Consider the following 23,977-nt stretch of genomic DNA (forward strand, 5'->3'; position numbering starts at 1 on the left):
CATACTTTCTATATTTTTATTTTTCCCATTACCAGGGCAATTATTGCCATTATCGCTAACAAGCAGATGATAATCATTAAAGACCATTCCAACTTGCTAATCGGATGACTTTTTTCTTTGCGGGCGCGGTAGTACAGGACAAAGCCAATTACATAAGCAATTGTACAGAGCCACAAATACTGCAAGCCTGAAAAGATGATCGCCATCACTTCAAACACTAGAGCAATTAAACCGGCAAGGGTTGTCTTGAAGTTTTTATTTTGCCACCCTAGTTTAAGCTGATAAGCCCCAACCAATGCGTAACAAACCACAATCGCTGAAGTACACAGCGAGTATGCAAAATTGTATGCTTGGTTAGTAAACAGCAGGGTAATGAGGAACAGCTGAATCAAAACCTCTGTTAACCAGAGTGAGTTAGCTGGCGCACCATGCTTGTTCAGCTTACCAAACCACTCAGGGAGTAAATCTTGCTTGGCCATTTGAGAAGTAGCCTCAACTGGCAGCATAGTCCACGACAGCCACGCCCCAAGAATAGAAATGATTAACCCAATAGCGATAAAAGCACCACCAAACGAATTGGTCATATCTCTAAATAAGTAGAGCAGGACCGGGTTACGCATTGTCTGAAGCTTGGAAAGTGGTAAGTAACCATATGGCAAAATGGAAACCACAACATAAATGATTAGTAGTGAAATCAAGCCAATAATGGTTGCTCGACCAGCATCCGATTTTTTCTTAGCCCGGGCAGCCATCGTCGTAGCCCCTTCAATGCCGACAAAAACCCACATCATCACCATCATACAACCCTTAACCTGGTCAAAAATACCAGCAGGAGTCGCATTAGAGTAAGTTATGCTACCACTAATATTGGTAGCTAAGTTCACCCAAAAGTGACTGGTGAAGACACCCGCTTTGAAATTAAGAATGGCAACTACTACGAATGCAAAAATCGGGATCATCTTGGTAACCGTCACGATTGCATTAATAAAGGCAGCAGATTCTATTCCATGCGTGACTAGGATTGTCAACGCCCAAGAAATAACCGAAGCCACAATGATTGCCGCTATGCTGTTACCCGACTTCAGTGGCGGGAAGAAGTAGCCTAATGACGACATCAACATCGTCGCAAAGGCCACATTACCCAGCCAAGCAGACAGCCAGTAGCCCCAACCGGAGATAAAACCAGCAAAGTCGCCAAAGCCAGCTCGAGCATAATCCGACACCCCGGTCAGTTCTGGTTTGTTAAGAACCAGATTATTCAAGCTCAAAGCCAGGGCCAAAATTCCGATTCCAGTAATGACCCAGGCCAGCAATGCCGCGCCTGGTGTCGCTGCTTTAGCTAGAGTAGAAGGTAAATCGAAAATCCCTGATCCGATTGCAGAACTCACTACCAAAGCAATTAAGGCGGGAAGTGCAATTCCTTTTTCCTTTGTTTCAGCCATTATTTTCTTGCATCCTCAAGTGGGGGAACAGCAGGGATAAAGAGGTTACCTAAAGTGGCAGCCATGATTGCCTTGATCGAGTGCTTACGGTTTTCTGCTTCTTCAAATTGACGTGCATATTGACTACGGAAAACTTCATCGGTAACTTCCATTTCAGTAATACCGTATTTTTCTTCAATATCCTTACCATACTCGGTTTTAACGTCATGGAAAGCTGGCAAACAGTGCATGAAGATCAAATCATCCGGTCCCATGCCCGTCTTCTTAATCATTTCCATATTAACTTGGTAAGGCTTGAGGAGCTTCACCCGGTTCTCCCAGTCAGACTCACCCATTGATACCCAAACATCGGTATACAAGACATTAGAGCCCTTAACGCCCTTATCAATGTCAGCAGTAACCATTAATTGTGCACCAGACTCAGCAGCAAACTTATTAGCCAAGTTAACAACTTCTTGTGCTGGATGTAATTCTTCTGGAGCAACGATATGAACGTTTACGCCAAGCATTGCACCAGTAACCAGCAGTGAGTTGGCCATGTTGTTACGTCCGTCACCAATAAAGGAAAGCGTTAAGCCACGTAAGTGACCAAAGTTTTCTTTAATAGTCATGAAGTCAGCAATCATCTGGGTAGGGTGCCACTCGTCCGTCAAACCGTTCCAAACTGGTACACCTGAATACTGTGCTAATTCTTCAACGTCAGATTGCTTGAATCCTCTGAATTCAATTCCGTCAAACATCCGACCCAAAACAATCGCAGTATCTTCTACTGATTCTTTTTTGCCAAGTTGAATATCATTGGAACCTAAGTATTCAGGGTGCGCACCTAACTCAATGGCAGCAGTGGTAAAAGCTGAACGGGTTCTAGTTGAAGTCTTTTCAAATAAGAGAGCAATATTCTTACCTTCTAAGTAGCGGTGGGGAATATTCTCGTGTTGCATTGTCTTCAAGTGCAGACCGAAGTCAACTAAATATTGAATTTCTGCAGGAGTGAAGTCCTTCTCTGCAAGCAATGAACGTCCTTGAAATACTGAATTAATCGTCATGTCATTTTTTCCTTTACTATTTACTTACTAAAACCTATAAATCTTCACGCCACAGCGGTTGTGACATACAACGCGGACCACCACGACCACGAGATAATTCACTTGAAATTACCTCATGCACAGTAATGCCGTGCTTACGTAGAATCTCGTTGCTGACATAATTACGGTTATAGGTAACTACTTCACCTGGGGCAATTGCCAGTGTATTTGAACCGTCATTCCACTGCTCCCGTGGCGCCACGATCGCATCACCTTCACCAGTGAGAATCATGTCAAGTTCTGACAAGTGCAAAACTTGTTTGAGCGTCTCAGTTAAGTCGGTGTGATGTTCCATCTTAATTTTGCCGTTGTCGCCTGGTGTTAAGACAAATATGTTCATCTTGCCAGCATCGTCCATAATTCCTGGGAAAACTGTAAATTGATCACGGTTGACCATTGTGAAAACAGTATCCAGGTGCATCATCGCATGGTTATGCGGAATCTCAACTGCAACCACAGTATCAAACTTGCTATCACTACTTGTGAAAAGCTCCTTGGTAAGTGCCTCAATTGTCCTAGAGGACGTCCGCTCTGAGATACCAATTGCCAGAACATGGTCACTCAAGACCAATTCGTCGCCACCCTCAATCCGAGTGTCATGGTTGCGGTCACGCCAAACATTGACATGGCCAGCAAAGCGCGGATGATAGGCCATCACAAACTCAGTAAATAATGACTCTGGGCGCCGTGCCTTAAAAGTCATGTGATTAATTGTTAGGCCTGAACCAATAGACGCTTGTGGATCTCTGGTAAAGTATGCATTAGGAAGCGGGTTAAGTAGGAAAGGACTACTTGCATCCCCACCAGCCAAATCGTGTAAAGCCTTGTCTTTTAAGGGAATGTCTAGTTCGTTACGCCGAACTCCGCTGTAAAGCTTAGTAACCATCTCGCGAACAGTTAACCCCGTGAGATACTCCCGCAAGATATCATGCGTTACGCCCTCACCATAGTTATGTTCACTAAGATATTGCTCAACAAACTTTTGCTTAACTGTCTCATCTTGCGAAAGCGCCTCAACGGCCAATTCATCAATGTACAGTGTTTCAGCCCCATTTTCTCTGAGGGTTTCAGCAAAGCAGTCATGTTCTTTTTGTGCCATCTTCAAGTATGGGATGTCATCAAAAAGAAGCTCTTCCATCGAATCAGGGGTAATATTCTCAATTTCATCCCCTGGTCGCTTTAGTAATACTGTCTTTAATTTCCCGATTTCCGAATTAACATTTATTGCGGGATCTTTCATAATTACTTCTCCTTATCTACCAACCGTGAATTCTGGTAAAAGCGCTTTCTCTAATTCACGAGATTATTATCACAAATTAGCTTTTTTAGTAAAACGGCATTTTTGATAGACTTTTTTATCCATTTGGATAATTTGTCTAAATCATCCCACCAGCAAGAGTCAAACACAAGGGCTTAATAACCGTTGTAGCAGGACTTACCACTTTTATGTAGAAATTCTTGCTTTTACCAACTGAAGTTTTAAAATCATAAAATAAGCTGGTAATTCTCTTAATAAATACTTGTTATTAACTTAACAAAATAAAAAGCGACTGCTAGCAGTCGCTTTTCTAATTACATTCATCAAATCCACAAATTAGTGGTCACAGTAACACGATAACCGTAAGTTTGCTATAATTTAGCTAATAAAAGCATTTTTATCTCAAGTTCCGAGGAATTTATATGACTAAATTTCAAAATACCAAGTTAAACCAAGAAGTTGTTTTGCGCGATCCTGTGCACGAATATATTCACATTGAAGACCAAGTAATCCTAGATATCTTAAAAACCAAAGAGTTTCAACGTATGCGGCGCATCAAGCAGTTAGGTCCCATTGCCTATGTCTTTCCCGGTGCTACCCACACTCGCTTTGAGCACAACCTAGGTGTTTATGAACTGACCCGCCGCATTTGCAATATTTTTGCTGAAAAATACCCATCACGTACATCTGGAGATGGCCTTTGGGATGATGGCAACCGACTTCTAGTTGAATGTGCTGCCTTGCTCCACGATATTGGCCACGGTCCGTACTCGCATACCTTTGAGCATCTTTTTGGCACCAACCACGAAAAAATCGGTCAAAAGATCATCACCGATCCATCTACCGAGACAAACCAAGTTTTGCGTCAGGTGGCACCTAATTTTCCCGAGTTAGTGGCTAGTGTAATTGCTAAAACCTACCCCGATCCACAGGTAGTCAAGCTGATTTCTAGTCAAGCCGATGCTGATCGGATGGACTACTTACAACGTGATGCCTACTACACCGGCGTGACCTACGGCGAGTTTGACCTGTCACGGATCTTGCAGGAGATTCGGCCTTATAATGAAGGAATCTGCTTCACCATGGCCGGCATGCATGCCGTTGAAGACTACGTTGTTTCACGTTATCAAATGTACCAGCAAGTATACTTTCACCGGGTGGGCCGCTCAATGGAGGTAATCCTGCAGCACCTGCTGGAGCGCGCCAAAATCATTTACCAGCAAGGCAATTTACAGGTAACACCTAGCTTAGCTAAATTTCTAGCTGGTTCCTGGACCCTGGATGACTACCTCAAGCTAAACGATGGTGTAATGGAGACCAACTTTTCAATGTGGACCGATTCTGCCGATCCGATTTTGGCCGATTTGACCAGCCGGTATCTATACCGGAAGCCGCTGGCTAGTGTTTGTATCGCTGACGAAACCAGAAACTTATTGCCCAAAATGAAAGACTTAATCAAACAGGCTGGTTTCGATCCAACTTATTATACTGATACCAATTCTGCTTTCGATGAACCTTATGATGCATATAAGCCGAGCGGCAAAAACGCTAACAGCCAAATTGAGATCATGCAGGATGACGGTCAACTGATTGAACTCTCCCAACTAAGCCCCCTAGTCCGCGCCCTCAACGGTACTTTGCAAGGGGATGAACGCTTCTTCTTTCCCAAGGTCATGATGTCAAGCAGTATCGATGTGCAAATCTTTGATCCGCTCTATCAGCAATTTCAACGCTATGTAAAAAATGGTGAATTGCGCTACTTGAGAAGACCAAAAAAGTAAAAGGATTAGCTAGTTCGTTTTACAACATCAACAAAAAACCTGCTTTTGTTAAAAAGCAGGTTTATTTACGGTATCATTTTTTGAGGAAATTAGTGTTTATGTTCTTCATATCTGGTATTGAACAATGGGCTAAGCGGCTCATTCTTTTGAATACATTTAATTGCATCCCCAATAAGTGGTCCTACAGATACAAGTAAGGTCTTGTCCAACTTCTTTTCTGCTGGTTGGTTAATTGAATCAGTCAGTACCAAGTTTTTAATCGGAGAATTATTCAACCGCTCGGTTGCTGGACCTGATAAAACAGCGTGCGTGGTGCTGGCATAAACTTCAGTTGCGCCGGCATCAATCAATGCTTGTGCAGCTAGCGTAATCGTTCCAGCAGTATCAATCATGTCATCAATAATGATGGCACGCTTACCCTTAACCTCGCCAATAATATTCATAACTTCGGCGACATTGGCACGGGGCCGACGCTTATCCACAATGGCAATCGAGGTACCCAAAAATTCGGCCAGTTTCCGTGCTCGAGTTACACCACCGTGGTCAGGCGAAACAACTACGGCATCCTTTTCAAGGTGATTACTTAAGAAATAATCTGCTAAGAGCGGAGCACCCATCAAGTTATCGACTGGAATATCAAAGAATCCTTGAATCTGGGGTGCATGTAAGTCAAGTGACAATACTCGAGTGGCACCTGCTTCTTGCAGCATATCAGCAACTAACTTGGCAGTAATCGGTTCGCGAGGCCTTGTTTTACGGTCTTGGCGGGCATAACCATAATAAGGAATAACGATGTTGATGGTTTGCGCACTAGCACGCCGCACGGCATCAATCATAATGAGCAGCTCCATCAGGTTATCATTAACCGGCACACTCATCGACTGAATCAAGTATACGTCCTTGCCCCGCACTGATTCATCAATGTTAATTTGAATTTCACCGTCACTAAAGCGTTGCACACTGGACTTGCTGAGCGAGATCCCAACGCGCTTGGCGATTTTTTCAGCAAGCGGCACATTCGAATTAAGGGCAAACAACATCATATTGTCTTTATAAGACATAATTTCCTCCGTAAAAAACTGTTACAACATCTCATTTTACCAAAAGTTGGTCGAAAAAGTTATCTCTTATACCATTATTCAACTTTAGCTAGTGACATTCAAGCCTTTACGCCCAGATATGTCGCCTTTTTTCTATTTATAGATAGAAAAGCACTACTTTCACCGGCTACTTTTTTGTCTTGGGATTGACAACTTCCAGCAAGTAATATTTCTACATTCTCTTGGTATAACTGGCTGTATGAGGAACAAACAGATTAAGATTATCCGTAAACGACTTGTCGCCAAAGACCAGTTAGTGCATTATAAGCTCCAAATTCATTGGACTTTATACTTATTAAAAAACTTTTGGACCTCTGCGCCAAACTTTGGCAGCCCCAATAAGGTGAAATTGTTAATGGCCAGCTGACATTTAGCCAAATATTCTGATCGCTGATCATCATGATAGGCGACCATATTTTCTAGCAAAATCAAGCCATTCTTATAAAAGAACAAGGTTGGGACAATGGTAATCGCATCGGCAGCCTGAATGAAAAAGCTAGTATCCGCATATCTGTTCTGCTCAATGCACTTAATTATGATGTTCTCGCTCATCGCCAGTAGAGCCTCTTTAATACTTACCTTTGAATCATGACAAAAAATTTCAAGCAATCGTCTACCAATCACCAAATTGCCGTCCAGGTCATAGTATGGAACTAGATTAGCAAACAGTCTTAACTGCCGCTCATTAATGTGGTCCGAATTAAAGATCTCTTCCTTAACTTTTTGAAGCTGGTCCTGGTCCAACAGCTCAGGATCATCTTTAACTGCAGCAATAGTTTCATCAAGGAGCAGCAGTTGCTGCTCCTTGTTGGTTAACTTGCTACGCTCAACAGACGCCCTAATACTCTGCAAGCTCGCCTCATCATTTTGATAGTAGGCCTCATTAATAGATCGGGCAAGCTCCCGACTCTGGCTATCCTTAACCTGATCAGCCCAGTTTAACCGACTGAAAAAGTCCAGGGGATTCACATCATTGGCCCGCAGGATTTCAAGCAGATCTACAACCGTGATCCGGTGGACGTCCTTTTCCACCTTGGAATAATATGACGGACTGACCGTAGTACCTGTCCACTCCTTCTGGGTCTTACCTTGCTCCATTCGATACTGCCGCAACAATTCTCCAATTGACATAGCTTCCTCTTTCTTATTCGATTAAAAAATGTCAAATACGACATTTCAGCTAGTTAAAATTATAGTACAAATATAATTAAAATATCATAAAATTTATGAAATAGGAGCTAAAATTATGGATATTTTTTTAAAGAACAAAAATTTTCGCAAGTTTACTATTGCTGGCTGGCTATCCAATGCCGGTAATATTCTCTTCTACCTGGCACTCATGACTTACGCCAGCAGACTGCAAAACTACACTTTGGCCCTTTCGCTAATTACCATTACCGAGGCGTTGCCAGATTTGATTCAGAGTATTAGTGGCTACCTGGCAGACCGGACCAAGAACAAGTACCGGGTCATCGTCTGGCTTGCACTACTTCGTTTTGCCCTCTATCTGTTAGTTGGGGTGCTCTTTGTCACCAATATTGCTGGTTGGGACCTAGTGCTAATGGTCATCGGCATTAACTTTATTTCCGACCTGTCCGGGATGTACTCCGGCGGCCTCCAGACACCCTTAATTGTCGACTTAGTCGGAAAAGACGAAATGGCCGAAGCCCAAGGCTTGTCTTCCGGCATTTCCCAAGTGATTACAATGGTCGCCCAGTTCGTCGGTTCTGGTCTCCTGCTCTTCATGTCTTATTCGGGATTGGCCATAATCAACGCACTGACCTTTTTAGTTGCTGGACTACTCTTTGCCAACATTGCTGCTAATGTAAAAAAGCAGCAACCCCAAGACCAGGTTGCCGCCGTCAACGAGCAGAACTTCTTTGCAACCATTACCTCTTCACTCAAGCAGGTCAAGCGTGCCCGCGGCCTGTTAACCATTGTCTTGGTAATTGCCATGCTCAATGGACTGCTCAGTTCAGTTGAACCCCTAATCTCAATTGTCTTGGCCGGTAATAAAGACATGCTAATTGGCAGTTTTAGCTTCACTTTGGCACTGATTAATGCTTTAATTGCTAGCGGTATGGCTCTGGGGAGTACGTTAGGAACTAAGTTTTTAAAAAAAGCCTCACTATTTCAAATTGCCTTGCTCGCTACTCTGATTAGTAGTGGCATGGCCGGCGCCATTTTATGCAAGAGCACCATTGTCATTTTAATCCTAGGCTTCGCCATTGGGACCGCAAGTCCCAAGTTAACGCAATGGCTAGTAACTTCGGTCGATCGGCAAATCCTGTCTTCTTCGGTTGGTTTATTAAACACCATTTTGGTAATTGCCGGCCCCCTCATGACCACTATCTTTACCAGTATTGCTGGAGCTGTTGGTATCAACTATGCTTTATCTGGGATTCTAGGCTTCAGCCTGATTGTTTTCGCCGTTACCTTGAAAGTAATGCTTAATAGCAAGGCTGGCAAACAGACCGCGGAAGTAAAAGATAGTTAGTGGAGACTTGTTAAGAATTTTTTATTGATAACTTATTGATAATATTCGTCATCCTACCCCAAAATAAAGAGACTAAACAATCTAGATATTTACACCTTATCATGAACAAAAGAAACTTTGAACCTCCAAAATAACCGCGGCTAATACAGCGCCAAAGGCTGGAAACTTTAAATTTTTAGCGTGATTTTGGTACTCTTTGTTTGCTACTTTTACCACGAAATCCGGTAAATACGATTACCAACAGTTCCCCAAACTCCACTTCTTAAGAAGTCATGATAAGCCACAGTTAGGTACAGGTCATTTCCCCCAATAACTTGAATGCCTTCGAATTCAGTGGGTTGATTATCGTGATCAATTGCTAGGTTGTCTGACAAGTTCACATCAGCCCAATTCGACTTGTTTGCTTCACCCCACGGAATTTTATACAGATGGCGGGGCTTAGAGGCACCTCCCTGATTGGGGGCATATTCACTGGAAATATAAACATTAACCTGTTCACGTCCTTGTTGGTCAACCACATGATCAATCGCATAGCCTTGAATAGAACCAATTCCTTGGGAGGAGTCCGTCAGGGCAGGGACTTTAAACGGACTGAGTCCTCCGCCAAGCGGTGTCAACTTGCCAATATTATAGGCAACAATCCGCGCGTGATCTAATGCCTTGTTTACATCAGACAACTTATATAAGGAAAAGTATCCCGTCCCTGCCTGATCAATAGTAGCCACCAAAAAGTATTGATAGTCCGGTGAAACTGCTGCTTCAGAGCGATCAAGACTTGCTGCCGGAATATTAAAGTTACCTGCTAAATTTAAATGGGCCAGGCGCGGTAACCTCAGGTTACTCCGATATATCGCTTGGGATGGAACTTCAAGGCGGGCAATTTGTGTGTCCCACATATAGCCCCCACTGCCCTTTTTACCTTTAGTACCAATAAACCAGTGGGTTGCTTTACCCGCCGGCACTAAAGTCTGGGTATGACCCCCAGCAAGGTCCCCAGTTAATCTAACCTCTTCCCTACCAAAAATAAGGTGGGCACTTAACTTCGTGCTAAAGATATAATTATCACTACCATGATGTAACAAAACATAAACGGAATTCAGACCGATATTGCTTTGTTGGACCACATTGTGGTACAGTCCCTGCTTACCAACTTGACAGGTTGATAAGGTATGCATTAGTGTGATTACAGGTTGATTAATTTTGCTCATAATATTTTTCACAAACTTTCTAGTCATAGCGGCTAATATCATAATTGACGTAACACATCGGTTTACTTAGCTAAACTCAAATTCACAAAAATATCCCAGCTATAAACTAGGATATTTTCACACTATTTGATAGGACTAGTATTTCTTAGCAAGTTATCAGCCATTGTGGTTTCTGTTGTTGAATTTAGAAGTGTTTGCTGTTGTTGGTCTAATAACCAAATAGCTTGCTTGACCTCTGCGATAGTGGCTTTTGGAGAGCTGTTAACTTCTTTGGCAATTTTTAATGCTGTATCGTAGCTGCTAATGTAATATCCAGTATATTTTGAATCCAAATAAATATGAGAGGTCTTAACAGCAGTTTCTTGGTCAATTAATTTTTGTAAATTTTGCTTGTCGTCAGCTGTGGCAACTTTAGCATTATCCTGAGCTTCTTCAGGACTATTCGTAGCAGTCAAGTATGGACCAGAAATGTACTTTGCATCGCTAGCTTTAATGTAGCCACCAGCACCGATGCCATAGTAATATTGCCCCTTTATTTGTTTATAGGGAAGCCAGGACTGGCTGTAGTTATCATCATCGAGCAAGAAGAAGCGTTTGCTGCCGCGCTCGGTGGGGTTCGATTGCACCAGTAAATTAACGGTAGCGCCTTTTTTAAGGTGGGTCTTCCATGTGCTGCCGCGATAAGTACGAAGGCGTTTACCAACTTTGTTATAAACATAGGCACCATGGGCTAACTTCAAGTTATTAATTGAAGTGGCAGCAGTGACTGTCTTGCTAGTAGTGGTTGCTAATGGAATCGCAGCACCGAGAGCCAAGGTGCCAGCAACTGCTCCCAGGATGAGTTTTTTACTAATTTTCATAATAATACCTCGAACATAAAATTAATCTCTCATGCTAATTATAGTAGCAAATTGAGGAAATAAAATGGGCAGAATTATTTTTATCAAAAAATTTCACAATTTATTTATCTAATCTTTTGACATGAACTAGCTTTTTCTATCCTGATACCAGTCATAGATGTCCATGATCTTGCAGATCATAAAATAGGTAAATAAAATGACAAAGGTAACTACAACCGTCTTAGCAAAAACGCCAAAGTCAAACATCACTGCCCAAATTAGAAACACCACGTAAACTGCCGAAAGCGGCAAAATGATTTTATCAACTTTACGTTCCTGATTAATCAGGTGGAAAATACGGCCATCATCTAAGTCTTTAATCGGCTTTTTCGCCATAATATTTCCTCCTAGCTCCAAAATTTCACCTTATCTTAGCACCTTAAAATTAAAAGTCAATTAAAAATAGCCCCAAGCATGATTACTTGGGGCTACTTTTTAGCTTAATGATCAATTAACTAGCATAAACTCATCGGTAGTCAGCCGGTGCGCTCCTAGCTTAGTCAATAACTGATTGTAATGGTGGCGCATCGGCTTGACCAGTGAATCATGACCATCTGAAATCAAGGTAACAGAATAATCACGATTTAAAGCACTCTTCACGGTCGACTGCACACAGGCCTGGCTCATCAGTCCTACGACAACCACATTTTTAGGGTGTTCCTGCTCAACCTTCTGAGTAAAACTAGCTTCCGAAAATGCACTAGGCTCTTTCTTGGTAAAGACTGGCGCATCATTATCAACCACCAATTGAGGATAGAGACTGCCCATGTTTTTTTGTTTGACATAAAAGATAGGCTGGCCTTTTTCCTGGAAAGTCCTAATAATGCGGTTGACACGCTCCAAAAAGGAAGTTTTTCCACTTAAAAAACGCATCGTTTGTTCTTGGACATCGACTACTAATAATAAATTATCGGCTGGCATTGTTTTCCTCTCGCTTGGTAAATAAAACATAAATTCTAGCATTGACACTTTATGAATTCGATTACATTATAACGCTTTGACCTTAACATTCAATACCTAATTTTGAACATTTTTAAGCTATTTTATAAGCTGAAAACACGGAAACAAAAACTCCGAAATTTGAGCTCAATTTCGGAGTTTATGGCAAAAGTCTTACACTTTTTAAAATTAATTATTATTTAGCCGCCTCTTGCATCATGAATGTACTCCACGGTTCAATCCAAGCTAGCAAATCGAGGTCATCATGCTTTAGCCGACCGACCAAATTGCGCCGACCATCATTTGGTAAGGGCGTTTGCACAATCTGCAATTCACCCTTGTAGCGCGAGTAATCATCATTAACCACGACTACATCTCCCCGTTCAAAGTTAGATTTATTGGCAGAGTGCGCAGGTATGGACTCCTCGGCATAAACAACCCGTGTCTTAGTGTCGCGCAAGAGATAATCTGAAGCATCACCGCGGTATAGATGCGGCTCTTGCAAACAAATTTTACGTTCAAGCGGCTGTACGCCCTCTTCAAACTCTATTCCCAAAACTGGGAATGGGCTATTAAAGGCCTTAGCAACACTAGCTAGCTCAGCTTCACTGGCGAAGGCATTACCGATGATAATATCATCGATCATCTTGCTCAAGCGTAAATGGGTCACTTGACTAAAAATATCCCGTTTACGGTCGCTTTCCATGGTCGGCAACCCTTCATGAACAGGCCAAGGACCGAACTTAGCATTTTTCGAAGAGACAAATGCGGCGGTATGCAAACCGTAATCACGGTACTTTGCTGAATAGTCAAGAAAAATTGCTTCTCCCAGACCCGTATATTCCTGCGGATAGAAGTTGTGACAGCCGATTAAGTTGTCAATCTCTGGATCGTAAGCCATAATGCTGTCTAAGTAGTTGGTGCCCCGACTCATGTTCAGCTCGATTTTTAAACCGTACTGATTATGCGTCATGATAGCTTCTTCCATGCCGCTGAAGCCTTCATCTAAGCGAAGCCCCCAAACTTCTAGCTCATGGAAGAAAACTAAATCATTATAGTCAATTTGTAGTTCCTTGAACAAGACGGGGTTGATGTCAACAACCGTCTTAAAGCCCAACTGATTAGCGTATGCCACATCTTCTTTGAGGCGGGCTAGTAAGTCTTCACCCGTGCTACTTTTTAGTTGCAGTAGCGACATGAAGATTCTCTGATAGCCGTAGTGATGTGCTAAGTCGATGTATGCTTTATCCTGGTCAAAAGTGCTTTGCTCAGGGTAAAGGGAAATTCCTAATTGCTTCATGTCTCGTTACTCCTTTAGGCTACATCTTCTGGTTTAATGTTGTTGGAAATCTTGACAAACGGAACGTAAATCAGGAAGCCCACAATCATATTAACCACTTGCAGAACCACCGCACGCCAGTCCAATGTAGCCAAGAAGGCGTTGATGAACGGTGGCATTGACCATACCATCTGATTTCTAACTGGGTCCACCCAGCCGAGGCTCAAAGCACCATAAGCGATTGAGACCATGACCAATGGTGCCAGCACAAATGGAATAAAGTAAATGGGATTTAATACAATTGGCAAACCGAACATGGTCGGCTCGTTAATGTTAAAGAAGCCAGGAACGAGTGCTACCTTAGCAACAGCACGCTCGTCTTCCCGTTTAGAAAAGGCTAGAATTGCTAATAACAATAACAGGGTCGAACCAGCTCCACCAATCCAAGCATAGAGATCAAAGTTGGACCGGGTCCACATATAAGGCAAAGCTTTGCCGGCCTGGCCAGCATTAATATTAGCGATCTGGGCCGTCAACCAAATACTGTCCAAAACCGGAGCAAGCACGTTGGAACCGTGAATACCAAAGAACCAGAAGAGTTGGACCAAGAAAGCCATCAAAAGAACAGAACCGTAACCTTGACTGACATGCATCAGTGGCTCTTGGATAGTCTTAGAAATAAAGTCAATCACCGTCGTCTGGTTAAGACTAAAGAGATAATCAATTACACCAACCGTGAAGAGTCCAGCGGTTGCCGGGATAATACCCGTGAAAGCATTAGCAACTGCTGGCGGTACACTGTCCGGCATCTTAATGGTAATCTTCTTCTTCATAAACCAGATATAGATAGTGACCGCAATGGCACCCATAATCATGACTGTGAAGAAACCAGCCGCACCGAAGTACTTGTTAAAGTTGAAGTAACCCCAGGTCGAAACGTTCTTGCCAGTAACGGCAGCTCCGGCATCAGTCAAGGTCTTGGCATCACCCTTAGACAGGGTTTTCGCCAAATTCATAGTGAAACTTTGCGGTAGACCCATGATAAAGGTACCAAGACTGACCAAACCACCGGCTGTCGGCTCAACCTTGTATTGAACCGATAGTTGGTAACCAAAGGTAAAAGCAAATAGTAAAGCTAAAATGGCTGTTGTCCCTGTCCAAACCACAGAATTAATGCCAATCAGCCACTGCATCGAGTTAACAATGCCCATCCAACCCATTTGAGTTGGCAAATCCCTTATTAACGCGTTAATAACACTGGCCACAGCACCAGCCATAATCAACGGCATAATAGAAATAAAGGCGTCACGCAAGGCTACCAGCCAGCGAACTTGCCCTATCCTAGCTGCGATTGGAACAACATGTTTGTTTAACCAATCAATTAATTTATTCATAATATTCCTCCTCGCTATATCTCATAACAATTGTAGTATAACACATTTCCTTGGAAGCGGTTTACTTTAAATTGCCGAAAAGTGCTGGGGCTGTAAGCTCTCAGCCTTTGGTATATGCCAATACTAGCCATGTATCCGATAGCTGGTGGCTTTTTCAAATAAGCGGTATAGGCCAAAAATATTTTTATAAAATTTTGATATATGACCTATCCTCTACTATAATTTTGTGTTCATATTGTCAATAGTATACTTTTTGACCAAACAAAAAAGCGATACCAACGGTATCACTTTTATTGAAGCAACTTACTTTGCAGCAACTGCGTAATCGGAAATGTTCAAGGTTTGCTGAAAACCATTCGCGTTCGTAACAGTTAGCACTGTGTTGTTGTTACTAAACTGCACTGCACTTGCATCAACACCATTGGCAGTGGCGGCTAACTTAACAATTTGGTTAGCCTCATCAACCGTTAAGTTGGTCAAGTCCTTAACCTGAACTTTTTTGCCATTGAGAGCAGCCTTAGCCGTATTAAGCTTAGCTACTGCACCGTTAACTTGAGCGATCGTCGAAACGGCCGCATTAATCTGGCTTGCTGAGGTGACAGCCGCATCATAGGCATCGCGGAGCGACTTAGTAGCAAGCTTGTAGGAATCATCTGCCTTTACCTTGGTAGCATCTGTCAAAGCATCCTGCAGTGCCTTTTTATCAGTATCTGTGGCAGTTACCGTTTCATTTTTGGCTGTTTCAGGAGTATTGACTGGCACTAATTTAGCCCCACTAACCATACTAATATCAGCTTCCTTCAAGTAGCCGTTCTTGTCGCTTTGCAGTTTGTAGAACAGTTCTGCCTTGTTATCTGCTTCAACCCAAATGTAACGCAGTTCAGTTACACGAGCAGTATGATCCTTGGCAAAAGTCTTGGTTGACTGTTTAACACCCTTGTCGTTATATACATTAGCATTGCGGGCCAAGGTAACCGTAGTTACCGTCTTGTCTTCTTCGGGCATGGCGTTTACTGGTTTTAATTGCTTACCGGCAATCACACCAACGTTACTCTTCTTAACCCACTGGTCAGTGCCAGGATAGTTACTATCATTAATGCGGTAGTATAACTTCTTACCAATGTACTTGAGTTGGTCAACCTTTAATTGTTGACCCTTCTTAATTAAGGTCTTGCTCGATTCACCGTTCCCATCATAGAGGTAGGCATTACGGCTCAACGTAATAACTGTCTCTTTATCATTTGGTAAACTTTCATCTTTAGCCGGGGCCGATGTGACTGGCTTAAGCTTGGGGCCAGTAACCGTCCCCACGTTAGCAGCCTTGATGAATTGGTTGGTCTGGCCACTAATCCTATAGTAGAGCTTTTTACTGATGTAGATCAACTGGTCCACATTGACAGTCTGACCTTTTTTAAGCTTTTTCTTGTCAGTCTTGCCCTTGGCATCATAAATGTAAGCATTGCGCTTAATCTTAGCCGTAGTAGTCTTCGTCGCCTTGACGACCTTTTTACCATCAACGTAACCAACATTAGCAGCCTTAACAAAGGCGCCAGAACCAATATCATAGTAGTCCTGGTTGGCAATAGTTACTTTTTCGCGATAATTCAAGAGCTTATCTTTAGGGATCTTAGTGTACTTTGCACTACCCATATAAGTCTTCAGCCGTTTACCGTTTTTATCATAAACATAAGCATTATGACTTAACTTGATAGTACCCTTCTTTGAAGCCTTGGTCTGCTTGCCGCTTCTGTCATTAATTCCAGCGTTATCGCTGTCTTTCTTAGTTGCAGACTCGTTAGCGGCCTGAACTAAGACTGGCGCACTAGCACTGATTATTGGACTTACACCAATCAGTGCAGCTGTTGAGACGATCATCATTTTATGACTTAAATTCATTTAATTCACTACCTCGTAAAAAATTTAATATCTATATTGTATACCAAAAGCCGAGTAAATAAAGCAGGAAGAGCGATAGCTTACTTTTTCTTAATACTCCTAAGCAATTGCTAAGTACTGCCTTCTAGTATATTTAACAGCATTTATCAGCTACTTACTAATAAATTGATAACAAGAATTATAATGTTACTAAAATTTATCTGAATTCATTATTTCCACTGTGGATCATTCGCAAGTGGCAATTTTTGCCAGTAATCAGGTTTGTTGACCTGCCGGCCACGGGCAATTGCCAGCTCATGCCGAGCTACGTCCTTAGTAATTGTAGAATCGGCGGCTATAAAGGCATGGTCAGCCACATTGACCGGGGCAACCAAAGTTGCACCTGAACCGATAAAGGACCGGTCACCGACATTAATATGATCTTTTTGCACGCCATCATAATTAGCGAAGATCGTTCCGCAACCCACGTTAACTTCCTTGCCCAAGGTTGCATCGCCTACATAAGTCAGGTGGCCAACCTTGGAATTATTTCCAATCTCAGCGTTTTTCACTTCAACGAAGTTGCCAATGTGTGCACCCGCACGAATAAGCGACTGGGGCCGCAAGTGTGAATTAGGACCAACATCAGAGTGGTCATCCATCTCAGACTGCTCAATTGTCGAAGACGTCACCGTGACGTGGTTGCCTAGTTTTGCATCAATAATTCTGGAACCAGCTGTTATCAAGCAATTGCTACCGATTTCAGTTTGTCCCTTAATCACCACATTGCCTTCAATTTGGGTATCACTGGCAATCTTGACATCAGCATCAATATAGGCTGTATCAGGATCGACAAAAGTCACCCCATTACGCATGTGCTTTGCATTAATTCTTTTTTGCATGATCTGGTTAGCTTGTGCCAGGGCAATCCGGTCATTGACACCAATACTTTCACTGAAGTCACGCATCTTATAAGCCCCAATGCGCTGACCCTTATTTCGCAGAATCTCCAAAACATCGGTCAGGTAGTACTCGCCTTGGGCATTATGGTTACCCACCTGCTTGAGCGCGGCAAAGAGTTGTTCATTATCAAAACAGAAGACACCGGTGTTAATTTCTTTAATAGTTAGTTCTTCTGGACTAGCATCTTTTTGTTCAACAATTCGTAACACATTATCCTGTTCGTCACGAATGATGCGGCCATAACCGTAGGGGTCAGGTGCCTGTGCGGTCAACACAGTAGCTGCATTACCCTTTTTCTGGTGGTAATCAAACAATTTCTGGAAAGTTTGGCTGGTAAATAGTGGGGTGTCGCCGGTAATCACCAGCGTCGCGCCGGACTTGCTAGCCAGCAACTTTTCTGCAGTTAGTACCGCATCACCCGTACCCAACTGCTTTTTTTGCAGGACAAAGTCTGACTTACCCTTTAAAGTCTTCTTGACTTCTTCGGCCCCATTGCCAACAACAGTAACAATCTGATCGGGGTCAATCGCTTGCGCTGCTTCAACCACATGCTCAACCATGGCTTTACCACAAACTTGGTGCAAAACCTTGTATAGCTTGGACTTCATCCGGGTACCCTTACCAGCTGCAAGAATTACTACAAACTTTTTCATTAAATTCAGCCTCTTCTATCTTACTTCCTAATACTAATATTTTAGTATATTATCCCTCAAGTTAAAAGCGACTATAGTCGGTATGCGCCACCAATGTTCCGGGTTCGGCCACAATGACTTTTTGCTCACCATCAACTTGCTTAATCTTCACTAGTGAAAGGTGGTCCTCAATCAGCTTTTCATCATCCCAATCAGCCTCGCAAAGAACACAAACACCAGCAATATTGCCGTTGAATTCTTTCACTAGTTGCTGCATCCCAGTCAAGGTGCCGCCAGCCATCATAAAATCATCAACTAGCAAAACGTTCGCATCATCTTTCAAAGCTCTAGTTGGTAATTCCATCTTAGACACCCGATCAAGTGAAGATGAAATATAGTTAACCGAGACCGTTGCTCCTTCGGTCACTTTGGACCGCTTCCGCGCAATAATAAAAGGGACATTTAAGTAACGCGCAACGGCCTGAGCCAGAGCTATTCCCTTGGTTTCAATCGTCATAACCACGTCAATATTAGCGTAAGCATAACGGGTTGCAATTAGTTTGCCAATCTTTTCTAAGTCTTGCGGATTCCCCAAAATATCGGATAAGTAAACAAAACCACCGGCCAAGATGCGCTGTGAGTCCTCAATGCGCGACGCCAAATCAAATAAGTAGTTCTGGGCATGCTTTTTGCCCCAAAAGGGAACATATCGGACGCCACCAGCAGCGCCGGCAACTGTTTCCAAAATACCATCCTGCTTATCAGCCAGCGTGTGCTTCAAGATTGCCAGATCTTCAGAAATCGATGATTTAGCCGCACCGTAGCGCTTAGCAAACAGTGGTAACGGGATTAAATCGTGGGGGCGCTCCATTAAATACTTGGTCATATCGACCAATCTCTCTGAACGTTTCATAAGTTATCACCTCTAATGTTTGTCTTTTGTCTGTTACTACTATACACTGAACCACCAAAAAAGGCACTAACATTTTACAAAATGCCAGTGCCGATAGGTATCTTTCTCGCTTGAATTTTATCTTATTCAGCTACATCGTCAAATTTCAAGGTAATATTCTTGGTTAACAAGTCAGTATAACTATATGAGACATGCTTAAAGTTATTTTGCTCCTGGTCCAAGTCGACTACAAAAACAGCGGGAAAGGTCTCCCGTAAAACTCCACGTCTTTTTGTAACTTTCTTACGTCCGGCTCTAGCAACCACTGTTAGTGCGTCACCTAAGTGCGAATCCAGTTTGTCCTTAATGGTATTAATTGATGTTGGCAATAGTAACAGCTCCTTTAGCAGTGATTATACCACTTCACTTGATCTTTTTCAATATTTTTTAAGTAAGATAAGATTATTTTTTAATTGGAACCGCTTGAGCAATCTGAATAAATTGGCTAATAGTTAACTGTTCTGGCCGCACCCGGGGATCAACTCCTAGCTCCGCTATCAAACGCGTACGCTGTTCTTGATCTGGCAGCAAGTTTTTCAAATTATTATTTAATGTCTTACGCCTTTGAGCAAAACACATCTTAACCACCCAATTAAAATGCTGACGTTCTCCAACTGCTGGCTTTTCTGCCAAAGGTCTTAAAACCACCACACTAGAATCTACCTTGGGACGGGGAATAAATGATGTACTGGGAACGGTTAAGGCAATCTGGGCACTCATTTCAGTCTGCACAGCAATCGTTAATGGACCATAGTCCTTACTGTTAGGACTAGCTTGCAAGCGCTCTGCCACCTCTTTTTGCATCATCAAAGTTAAGCTAGAGAAGTTCAGTCCAGTATTGCCCAAAAAGAAAATAATCGGCGTCGTGATGTAGTACGGTAGATTTGCAACTACCTTAACCGGTCTGGTCATGTCAAAGAAGTTACTAAGGTCTTGGTCAAAGTTTGCTTTTAAGATATCCTTGAGTATCAGCTTAAAACGCTCTGCGCGCGGAATACCATTTATTTTATTCGGTAATTCATGCTCCAAAATTGTCGGTAAGTCTTCGTCAATTTCATAGGCGAAGACCTTCGCACCAGCTAACAGGAGCTGCTCAGTTAAAGAGCCAATACCTGGTCCGATTTCAATTACTTGGTCACCTGGCTCAACTTCAGCAGCATTAACAATAGCTCTGATTGCATCCAAATCGACTAAAAAGTTTTGACCCAAGTTCTTCTTCGCCCGGACAAAATACTGGTTGATAATTGCCTGGGTTCTAACCGCCGATCCAATGGGAATTTCGTTATTCATGCTTAACCTCCTGGACGGCTTGTTCAAGGTCATTCAGCGTCACGCCAAAAGTTTGCAAGCGTTTATAAAACTGCTTGGCATTACCATAGCCAATCCGCAACTTAATGCCAACTTGTTCACGCAACTTACGTGCACCTTGACCGCTAGATAAACCCAGCCGCTGATAATCTCCAATGGTTAAATCGCTAGGCAAGGCCTGCGCTTCATGCAGCTCACTTAAGGCCTTAATCAGGGCTGCTCGCGAGGCATGTTCCACGCCCAGCGAATTACCTCGTTTGTGCGGCTCACCTTCCTTGCGGGTAATGAAAGCCTGTTTAGCATCAGGTACTGCAGCCGTTACTAATCGGCGAATGCGTTCGCCATTGAGATCAGGATCCGTCAGAATGATAATTGGTCTTTTTTTGGCTAATTCTGCAAGTTCAATCAAGACCGGTTCGGGTACATCTGAACCGTTAGTTTCAATTGTTTCAATCCCCGGGAAAAATTGTTTGAGTCGGGTTGTGTCATCTTTACCTTCAACTACTACAACCGCATTAAATTGTTTTTTAGTTAAGACCATAAGCCCTCACTGTATTTGCATATGTTGCCTGGGCAACTTCTTCTAGTGGAATATTTTTCAGTTCAGCAAGCGCACGCGCCACGTAATAAACATTCCCCGGTTCATTCTGGCGACCGCGGTATGGTTTGGGTGTCAGAAACGGGGCATCAGTTTCAACTAAAAGCCGGTCTAGCGGCGTTTTTTGCGCAGATTCATGAACTTCTGTCGCCTTTGTAAAAGAAACTACGCCGGAATAGGAAAAATAAACATTCAGATCGAGAAACTTGCTTAGCCACCTCGCATCGCCATTAAAGCTGTGCAGAATTGCACCATATTCTAGGTTGCTGCTTTGCAAAATCTCGTAGCAATCACCAAAGGCAGCCCGCGTATGGATGTCCACTGGCATTTTTAGTTCGTGGGCTAGTTCAAGCTGGCGGGCAAAAACAGCCCGCTGCTGATCGCGAGGCGCTTCATCCCAATAATAGTCCAGCCCAATCTCGCCCATTGCGACTACACCAGGCAGTTGCAGTTGTTCAATCAGCTCATCTTCAGCCGCTTGATTATAATCCCCGGCGACGTCAGGACAGTAACCGACCATGGCATAAACTTGATCAAAGCGCTGAGCCAAGTCAATTGCCCTTTTATTAAAAGTTGGATCCTGACCCACACAAATCAGCTTGGTCACACCTAATTTCTGAGCGCGCTCAAGATAATATTCTTCTTTGCCGCGAAAAGGTTCATCTTGCAAGTGAGCATGATTATCAATTAGTTCCATTAACCTAATTCTGCTCCCACTTCGTGTTCATCGCCTACTAAAGCCAACTTAACCATGCCACCTTGTTCACTTGAAAGCAGCATTCCTTGGCTCAAGTGCCCGAGCATCTTACGCGGTTTTAAGTTGATCACAGCCAAGACCTTCTTATTTAACAGTTCACTGGCATTAGGGTAGAACTTGCGGATACCACTCAAAATTTGCCGCTCATTGCCATCGCCAAAGTCGAGCTGGAACTGCAACAACTTGTTCGAACCTTTAACCGGCTCAACTGCCAAGATTTTGCCGACCTGAATCTTGATCTTGTCAAAGTCATCAATTGTGATTTCCTTGACTTGGCCCTGTTGGCTACGACTCTGCTTCTTTGGCTTGGCCTTGGCCATCTCATCTTTGATGTACTTAATTTCTTCTGCTGGCTTTAAGCGGGGATAGATTGGCGCAGCCTGTTCAATCACCTTAATTTGCCAGTCAAAGCCCCCAAATTCAAGGGTCTTGTGACCCTTATCCTGCCAGTCAAGACCTAACTGTCTAAACATTTCAACCGGTGTTTCAGTCATAATCGGGGCAATTAAGAGCGCAATTAACCGCAGACTTTCAGCCAAGTTGGACATTACCAGAGCTAATTCAGCCGTCTTCTTGTCCTTATTCAATGCCCATGGCCTTGTCTCATCGATATACTTATTAGCACGACTAATTAGTTGCCAGATATCCTCAATGGCCTGGGTAAAGTGAAATGTGTCCATCTTTTCCTGGTAGTCCGCAATAGTCTCACTAGCAATGCGGGCTAAATCTTGTCCAAACTCATCCTGGTCACCAGCCACCGGTTTGACTAGGCCAGCTTGATACTGATTAATCATTGAAACTGTTCGATTAAGCAAGTTACCTAAGTCATTGGCCAAGTCATAATTGACGCGTTCAACGAAGTCTTCAGGAGTAAACACCCCATCTGCCCCAAAGGGTAGCGCCCGCATCAAGTAGTAACGCAAGGCATCAACACCATAACGGCTGGTAATTGATTCAGGATAAACGGCATTACCCTTGGACTTGGACATCTTGCCATCCTTCATGAGCACCCAGCCATGGCCAATAATATGTTTAGGCAGGGGCAGCCCTAGGGCCATCAACATAATCGGCCAATAAATCGTATGGAAACGCACAATTTCCTTACCCACCAAGTGAATATCAGCTGGCCAAAACTGCTTAAATAGAGAATCATCCTCAGAACCATAACCCAGTGCCGTAATATAGTTAGACAGGGCATCGATCCAAACGTAGACCACATGCTTGGGATCACTTGGGACCGGAATGCCCCAAGAAACCGTTGTTCTCGTCACAGATAGATCTTCTAGGCCTGGTTTAATGAAGTTATTGACCATTTCCTTTTCACGGGAATGCGGCAAGATGAACTCGGGGTGGTCTTGGTAGTACTGGTAGAGGCGGTCAGCATACTTACTCATCCTGAAAAAGTAAGACGGTTCTTTGACTAGCTGAACCTCGTGCCCAGACGGTGCCTTCCCGCCGATTACATTGCCGGTATCATCCTTATAGACCTCGGCTAGCTGGGACTCAGTAAAGTATTCTTCATCTTCAACCGAATACCAACCGGTGTATTCGCCCAGGTAGATATCACCTTGCTGCAAGAGCTGTTCAAAAATCTGCTGCACTCCCCGGACATGCTCCTCATCAGTGGTTCGAATGAACTTGTCATAAGAGATATTCAGACTTTTCCACAGCTTTTGATAGGTCGCTGCCATTCGATCCACAAATTCTTGCGGCTTAATGCCTTGTTCTGCAGCTTTTTGTTCAATCTTAAGACCGTGCTCATCGGTCCCCGTCAAAAAGAAGGTATCATAGCCCTGACTCCGCTTGTAGCGCGCCATTACATCGGCTGCAATCGTCGTGTATGCATTACCAATGGTCAAGCGACCAGATGGGTAATAAATTGGGGTCGTGATATAAAAAGTTTTTTGCTCAGCCATATTTTTCTCCTTAAGTTTTGTCTAACTTCATTATATTATACTACATCACTAAAAAAGAGAATTCCGGACGGAATCCTCTTTTCAAATGTGCGCT

The 23,977-nt window shown here is 43.1% G+C and carries 21 protein-coding genes; 2 read left to right on the forward strand and 19 right to left on the reverse strand.

Going from position 1 to position 23,977, the window contains the following annotated elements; all coding sequences use genetic code 11:
- Positions 1–8: 8 nt before the first annotated feature.
- From arcD to arcA, 3 genes are read right to left on the reverse strand one after another with little or no spacing between them, the layout of a single operon-like run.
- Entirely contained in the window at positions 9–1,442 is a 1,434-nt protein-coding gene (arcD, locus tag ACSYSN_RS06565; RefSeq protein ID WP_491712056.1) for an arginine-ornithine antiporter, read from the reverse strand.
- Positions 1,442–2,488: an ornithine carbamoyltransferase gene (gene argF, locus ACSYSN_RS06570; RefSeq protein ID WP_317637222.1), complete on the reverse strand. Its 1,047-nt coding sequence runs from the start codon at positions 2,486–2,488 to the stop codon at positions 1,442–1,444. The genes arcD and argF overlap by 1 nt, the downstream gene beginning before the upstream one ends.
- 34 nt (positions 2,489–2,522) lie before the next feature.
- Positions 2,523–3,767: an arginine deiminase gene (gene arcA / locus ACSYSN_RS06575; protein WP_491712057.1), complete on the reverse strand. Its 1,245-nt coding sequence runs from the start codon at positions 3,765–3,767 to the stop codon at positions 2,523–2,525.
- Between the two features lie 440 nt (positions 3,768–4,207).
- Here arcA and ACSYSN_RS06580 point away from each other — a divergent pair, with 440 nt between their 5' ends.
- Entirely contained in the window at positions 4,208–5,566 is a 1,359-nt protein-coding gene (locus ACSYSN_RS06580; RefSeq protein WP_491712058.1) for an HD domain-containing protein, read from the forward strand.
- Positions 5,567–5,655: 89 nt separating this feature from the next.
- On the opposite strand, the gene ACSYSN_RS06585 is transcribed toward ACSYSN_RS06580, so the two are convergent.
- Together ACSYSN_RS06585 and ACSYSN_RS06590 are read right to left on the reverse strand one after the other, a co-directional pair.
- Entirely contained in the window at positions 5,656–6,627 is a 972-nt protein-coding gene (locus tag ACSYSN_RS06585; protein WP_317637231.1) for a ribose-phosphate diphosphokinase, read from the reverse strand.
- A 315-nt stretch (positions 6,628–6,942) separates the two neighbouring features.
- The gene (locus ACSYSN_RS06590; protein WP_491712059.1) at positions 6,943–7,797 is read right to left on the reverse strand and encodes a helix-turn-helix domain-containing protein; all 855 of its coding nucleotides are present in this window, start codon (positions 7,795–7,797) and stop codon (positions 6,943–6,945) included.
- Between the two features lie 115 nt (positions 7,798–7,912).
- On the opposite strand from ACSYSN_RS06590, the gene ACSYSN_RS06595 reads away from it, so the two are divergent.
- The gene (locus tag ACSYSN_RS06595; RefSeq protein WP_491712060.1) at positions 7,913–9,163 is read left to right on the forward strand and encodes an MFS transporter; all 1,251 of its coding nucleotides are present in this window, start codon (positions 7,913–7,915) and stop codon (positions 9,161–9,163) included.
- 209 nt (positions 9,164–9,372) lie between these two features.
- On the opposite strand, the gene ACSYSN_RS06600 is transcribed toward ACSYSN_RS06595, so the two are convergent.
- The 14 genes from ACSYSN_RS06600 to metG all read right to left on the reverse strand — a co-directional run bounded on the left by ACSYSN_RS06600 (position 9,373) and on the right by metG (position 23,883).
- Positions 9,373–10,371 carry a helveticin J family class III bacteriocin gene (locus tag ACSYSN_RS06600; protein WP_491712061.1) on the reverse strand — a complete coding sequence of 333 codons (999 nt, stop codon included), beginning with the start codon at positions 10,369–10,371 and terminating at the stop codon, positions 9,373–9,375.
- Between the two features lie 122 nt (positions 10,372–10,493).
- Positions 10,494–11,231 (reverse strand): SLAP domain-containing protein, encoded by a 738-nt coding sequence (locus ACSYSN_RS06605; RefSeq protein WP_491712062.1) that lies wholly within the window; start codon positions 11,229–11,231, stop codon positions 10,494–10,496.
- A 126-nt stretch (positions 11,232–11,357) separates the two neighbouring features.
- The gene (locus ACSYSN_RS06610; protein ID WP_491712063.1) at positions 11,358–11,606 is read right to left on the reverse strand and encodes a hypothetical protein; all 249 of its coding nucleotides are present in this window, start codon (positions 11,604–11,606) and stop codon (positions 11,358–11,360) included.
- Between the two features lie 111 nt (positions 11,607–11,717).
- The gene (locus ACSYSN_RS06615; protein ID WP_491712064.1) at positions 11,718–12,191 is read right to left on the reverse strand and encodes a cysteine hydrolase family protein; all 474 of its coding nucleotides are present in this window, start codon (positions 12,189–12,191) and stop codon (positions 11,718–11,720) included.
- A gap of 214 nt (positions 12,192–12,405) precedes the next feature.
- On the reverse strand, positions 12,406–13,509 hold the full coding sequence (locus ACSYSN_RS06620) for a DUF871 domain-containing protein (RefSeq protein ID WP_491712065.1): 1,104 nt from the start codon (positions 13,507–13,509) through the stop codon (positions 12,406–12,408).
- Between the two features lie 14 nt (positions 13,510–13,523).
- Positions 13,524–14,882 (reverse strand): PTS sugar transporter subunit IIC, encoded by a 1,359-nt coding sequence (locus ACSYSN_RS06625; RefSeq protein WP_491712066.1) that lies wholly within the window; start codon positions 14,880–14,882, stop codon positions 13,524–13,526.
- Between the two features lie 303 nt (positions 14,883–15,185).
- The gene (locus ACSYSN_RS06630) at positions 15,186–16,778 is read right to left on the reverse strand and encodes an SLAP domain-containing protein (protein WP_491712067.1); all 1,593 of its coding nucleotides are present in this window, start codon (positions 16,776–16,778) and stop codon (positions 15,186–15,188) included.
- A gap of 209 nt (positions 16,779–16,987) precedes the next feature.
- Positions 16,988–18,373 carry a bifunctional UDP-N-acetylglucosamine diphosphorylase/glucosamine-1-phosphate N-acetyltransferase GlmU gene (gene glmU / locus ACSYSN_RS06635; RefSeq protein ID WP_491712068.1) on the reverse strand — a complete coding sequence of 462 codons (1,386 nt, stop codon included), beginning with the start codon at positions 18,371–18,373 and terminating at the stop codon, positions 16,988–16,990.
- Between the two features lie 61 nt (positions 18,374–18,434).
- Entirely contained in the window at positions 18,435–19,265 is an 831-nt protein-coding gene (purR, locus tag ACSYSN_RS06640; RefSeq protein ID WP_317637241.1) for a pur operon repressor, read from the reverse strand.
- A 122-nt stretch (positions 19,266–19,387) separates the two neighbouring features.
- Positions 19,388–19,633, reverse strand: a complete 246-nt coding sequence (locus ACSYSN_RS06645; RefSeq protein ID WP_317637242.1) for a Veg family protein — start codon at positions 19,631–19,633, stop codon at positions 19,388–19,390.
- A gap of 73 nt (positions 19,634–19,706) precedes the next feature.
- On the reverse strand, positions 19,707–20,594 hold the full coding sequence (rsmA, locus tag ACSYSN_RS06650) for a 16S rRNA (adenine(1518)-N(6)/adenine(1519)-N(6))-dimethyltransferase RsmA (protein WP_491712069.1): 888 nt from the start codon (positions 20,592–20,594) through the stop codon (positions 19,707–19,709).
- Complete coding sequence (gene rnmV / locus ACSYSN_RS06655; protein WP_317637244.1) at positions 20,587–21,153, reverse strand: ribonuclease M5; 567 nt, start codon at positions 21,151–21,153, stop codon at positions 20,587–20,589. Before rnmV ends, rsmA begins: the two co-directional genes overlap by 8 nt.
- Complete coding sequence (locus ACSYSN_RS06660) at positions 21,140–21,907, reverse strand: TatD family hydrolase (protein WP_491712070.1); 768 nt, start codon at positions 21,905–21,907, stop codon at positions 21,140–21,142. The genes rnmV and ACSYSN_RS06660 overlap by 14 nt, the downstream gene beginning before the upstream one ends.
- Positions 21,907–23,883: a methionine--tRNA ligase gene (gene metG, locus ACSYSN_RS06665; protein WP_491712071.1), complete on the reverse strand. Its 1,977-nt coding sequence runs from the start codon at positions 23,881–23,883 to the stop codon at positions 21,907–21,909. The genes ACSYSN_RS06660 and metG overlap by 1 nt, the downstream gene beginning before the upstream one ends.
- Positions 23,884–23,977 lie beyond the last annotated feature (94 nt).

It is taken from the genome of Lactobacillus sp. ESL1191 (assembly GCF_058504435.1).